Source organism: Turicibacter sp. (genome assembly GCF_017941855.1).
GTDB classification, from domain to species: Bacteria; Bacillota_I; Bacilli_A; order MOL361; family Turicibacteraceae; genus Turicibacter; species Turicibacter sanguinis.
Map to the genome: position 1 here is coordinate 1 of NZ_JAGAVR010000039.1, position 4,197 is coordinate 4,197.

The 4,197-nt window shown below is 31.2% G+C and carries 4 protein-coding genes; all 4 read left to right on the top strand.

Features of this window, described 5'->3' with window-relative positions:
* Nucleotides 1-188, top strand: a 188-nt coding sequence (locus tag J6D32_RS06145) for a DUF960 family protein (RefSeq protein ID WP_287467402.1), incomplete at its 5' end; no start/stop codon positions are given.
* 288 nt (nucleotides 189-476) lie between these two features.
* Nucleotides 477-1,541: a hypothetical protein gene (locus J6D32_RS06150; protein WP_272157137.1), complete on the top strand. Its 1,065-nt coding sequence runs from the start codon at nucleotides 477-479 to the stop codon at nucleotides 1,539-1,541.
* Between the two features lie 159 nt (nucleotides 1,542-1,700).
* A complete protein-coding gene (locus J6D32_RS06155; protein ID WP_262957789.1) occupies nucleotides 1,701-2,372 on the top strand; it encodes a hypothetical protein in 672 nt (223 codons plus the stop codon).
* A 2-nt stretch (nucleotides 2,373-2,374) separates the two neighbouring features.
* Nucleotides 2,375-4,078, top strand: a complete 1,704-nt coding sequence (locus tag J6D32_RS06160) for a DUF927 domain-containing protein (protein ID WP_262957788.1) — start codon at nucleotides 2,375-2,377, stop codon at nucleotides 4,076-4,078.
* Nucleotides 4,079-4,197 lie beyond the last annotated feature (119 nt).

Genomic DNA, 4,197 nt, shown 5'->3' on the forward strand with positions numbered 1-4,197 from the left:
AATATGACTACCTACAAGTGTTTGAATTGAAGCGGATTGGAGAACATACTCAACAAATCGAGCATAGACAGGAAGTGCCGGAATACAAGCAAGTTTATCACTTGAAGTCAATGGATCCAATTGAGCAGAAGGTCTTCATCATAGATGAAGGTGAATATGCCACGATGTTGTTAGCAGTGGAATATTGATTAAAAAAATAATGTTTCAGCCTAAAAACTGAAACATTATTTTTTTTTGTTATATTTGGTATAATAATGAAATGATTATTTTCTGATGATAGAATGAATAAACCCGAAAACCCATAAACCCGTAAAAAAATATATATTAGAATAAAAAAGTAAGAATTTTGTAATAGATAACGAATTATGATTCGAAAAATAACGGGTTTTCGGGTTGAAAATTAAATTATTTTTCAAATGATGGAAAAGAAGATAATTTCATAATTTAGATGCTAGTCAATAAAAGGAGATAATTTAATGATTATAGAGCTTATTAATCACCATATCAATCAAATGGTTGATTTAATGTTTCATCAATATGTTACAAATAATTTTTATATTGGTTTAGAGGATATTAAAAGGTATGTTCGATTCTATTTTTGGGTAACACACCTTCAATCGCTAGAACCGACGTATAGTGTAACGAAAGTAAATGAAATGATTATTAAAGATGAAGGATTAGAAGATTATTTTTACCAAAATGGTGGAAAAAACAGTAATCTGGATAAATTTATTGAAAGGGGGATAGATCAATATCATGGAATAAATTTTCGAACTATTCAAGAAGAAAAATTACGAAGTGAAAAATTGAAAAATACAAATGTGAGTGGAAATTGTTATATGAATAGAAAGATAGATCTTAAAGAGTCACAAATTCATCAGTATAAAACTCATCGTCAGATAAAAGATCAAGGAGATTATTTAAAAAATAATAAAGATTCAAAATTGACAGCGTATAGAACCACTACAGGTCGTATTAATAGAGAGCTTAAAAATATAAACTTAAAAAATTTAAAAGAATTATATGAGCATTATAAATTGAAAATTGAAGATTCAGATGTAATAAGTAAGAGTTTAGAATGTTATCAATTGGAAAAATCGCTACAATATAATTTGTTGATTTCTATATTACTTCATGTGAGCAAATATTGTAATTCCGAAGAGGAAGCATTGCAATCTATTTCTGATTTGCGATTATTATTTCTAAATCCACTGATAGATCAAAGGCAGAAGTATGTGCCATTATATTTTACATTGGATGAAGCGAAAAAGGAGAGATGGGTTCAAGAAATATTGGGCTTAAATAAATTTATCGATATTTCAATTTTAGGTGTATTTCAAGATGAGATTATTGATGGTCTTTTAGGGTTAGTAAAAAATCAATTAAATTATGAGATCATTACAGGATATTATGAACTGGATGATTTCACAGTCCATTATAAGAAGAAAGAATGTAACTTAGACTATTATCGATTAATATTAAATCAAATTATGGATTTAAACCATACAATTGATGAATTAAATACAAGCAGTAAAAATTAGAAAACATCGGAAAACGATGTTTTTTTTATATCTAAATTTCAAAAAAAATCACGATTTTTGAAAAAACACGGTTTTTTCCCAAAATGAAAAGAATTGAAAAGCTGGTATTCTAATGATGTCGGCAAGAGCTGATGAAATTAGAATATCGGAGTGATTATCATGAGTGTTAAATCTAAAAAATATAGTACTAAAAATTTTTACTGTGAAAGTGGAATTGATTTAAGCAATATTTCTCAATGGTTTAAGGAAGAGCTGGTATTTGATTACTTACCAGACGGTATTTATTATGGGAAAACAGGGACTGTAGAATTAAAAGAAGGTAAAAACGGACTTCGTTTAATTGTCAATGTTTTATTAAAAGATGATGATGGTATGAATGTAGCTCTAAAATATAGTACACAATTTTCTCCTAAAAATTATTTTTTAAAGAGATTATTTATGGAGTTCGAAGTTGATTTAGATGCTTATCCACTTAATCTGGAGTCTTTAGCAGAGGTCTATGTGCAGGCAACAGTAAAAAATAATGGGCCTTATTGTAATGTCGTAGATATGATTCCTTTAGATGAGGAAGAAATCAACAATTTTATTGGTCAAAATCAAACAGATGCCACTGGATTAGAGTTTGAACAGTCTGAAGATACCGTATCTAATAGGGAAGAGACTAATCATCTTGTAGTGGAACAAGCGAGCTGTTCAGGGCAACAAGAAAATATCAAAGATGATTTGAATTTAGACTTGGACTTGGACTTGGATTTGGATTTAGATGACTTAGATGTTAATGTGCCAGATGAAGAACTGGAAGACCTTATGTTTGAAGAGGAGGAGTTATAAGGGTGGAAACTAAAATTACCAGATATCCGAAAGCTATCTACAAAGATATGTATTTCACAAATTTTTACCTTTACTACCATGATGCTACTAAAAATGTATATGAAAAAATTGGACGTTATATTGGGATTAGAGAGGTTGAAACCAATATTGATACACTCCAAGCAGTAGTAATATTAGAGTTCTACCCCATTTATGGGGGAGAACTTCGAACTCATAAAATGAATTTAAGTAATCTTTTATCCACGAGAACCCTTGAAAGTTTGAATAGTATAGGGGCAGATGTTACTAGTTTAAATAAAGGGTATGTTTTAAAACATATTCGTAATGCGTTGAACAATGTTACACAATCATGTGTACATACTACACTCGGATTTTCACAATGCGATAATAAACTTGTCTTTAAACATTATAACCTCATTGGTAGCACTAAATCTTCAAAGTATGATGGAGTTTATAGTGTTAAACCTAAAGGGACATTTAAATCTTGGGAGCTGATGTATCAAAGTGAAGTAAAGGGGAATATTCCCTTAGAAACAATTGTACTATTCGGGCTCACAGCTCCTACCGTTGCCCTCTTAGGTGAAGATGTTCACGTTCAATCCCAATTGATTCATATTGTAGGTGATAGTAGTGTAGGTAAAACGACAGCTTTACAACTTGCTATATCTTTATTTGGTGCGCCAACTATTTCTAAAAATTCTCTTATCTTTAATTATAATTCAACCCAAAATGGTTTAATAAAAAAATTAAGCGGAAATATGGGGATTCCAATGGGAATTGATGAAGCTAGTATGAGCTCTACAAAGGATTGGACTGAATTCTTGTATATTATTACAGGAGGAGAAGATAAGAATCGGATGACAAAAGATTGCTTTTTAGCAGAACAATCACCTTTTCGTACAGTAGTACTATCTTCAGGAGAGTTTTCTCTTATTTCTAAAGCTGCTAATAATACGGGAATTAGAGCTCGTGTTTCGGAGTATTCAGGTATCACTTGGACTCGAGATAGTGAAAATTCTAACAATATTAAGAATGTTTGCTTGGCTAATTACGGCCATTTAGGGCCTAAATTTGTCGAAGAGCTGATGAAGCTAAGTAAAGAAAGTCTAGTTAAAGCTCATAAAAATTGGTGCAATAAAATCAAATCAAAGTTGAATCATGCTCATATTAAGGATCGTTTGGCACAAAAGCTAGCTATTTATATGTTAACAGGGCAAATTGCCAATAAAAGGTTGAATCTAGGGCTTGATTTAGAGGGAATATTAGACTTTTTAATAACAGCTGAGAATGATAGATTAACTGATAGTGATATTGCGATTAAAGCCTATGAATACATTATGGAAATCGTCTCTAAAAACTTTCATCATTTTAAGAAAACAGTGCGTCGACCTAGATCAAATCGCAATGTTAGTAATACTGAATGCTGGGGATTTATGGTATCAGAAGTTAGTAGAGAGACGAACCGGGAACAGGTTTTAGAAATAGGGATTGCGGAACATCAGCTTAGAGAATTTCTTGAAAGAGAGAATAAGTTTCAATCGATGGATACGATTGTTAATGCTTGGTTGAAAAAAGGTTGGATACTTCGAGGAAAAGATAGAATTTGTCAACGCAGAACAATCGGGGAAGAGAAGACACGTGTTAATTGTTATGTGTTTGACATCCCTAAGATTAATAAGGAATTATACGGAGATGAACAAAAGTGAAGCAATGTATAACGAAAGAGAGCTTAAAAAAAGGGGATTATGCCAATGAGCATAATCCTAATATAGGTAATGAGTTAATCGATTTAATAAGTGGTTGGCTCAGTGATTTCTTGCTATCA

Excerpts from the sequence above, each read along its gene's own strand:
- J6D32_RS06150 (WP_272157137.1), top strand. The coding sequence starts at position 477 with ATGATTATAGAGCTTATTAATCACCATATCAATCAAATGGTTGATTTA.
- J6D32_RS06155 (WP_262957789.1), top strand. The coding sequence starts at position 1,701 with ATGAGTGTTAAATCTAAAAAATATAGTACTAAAAATTTTTACTGTGAA.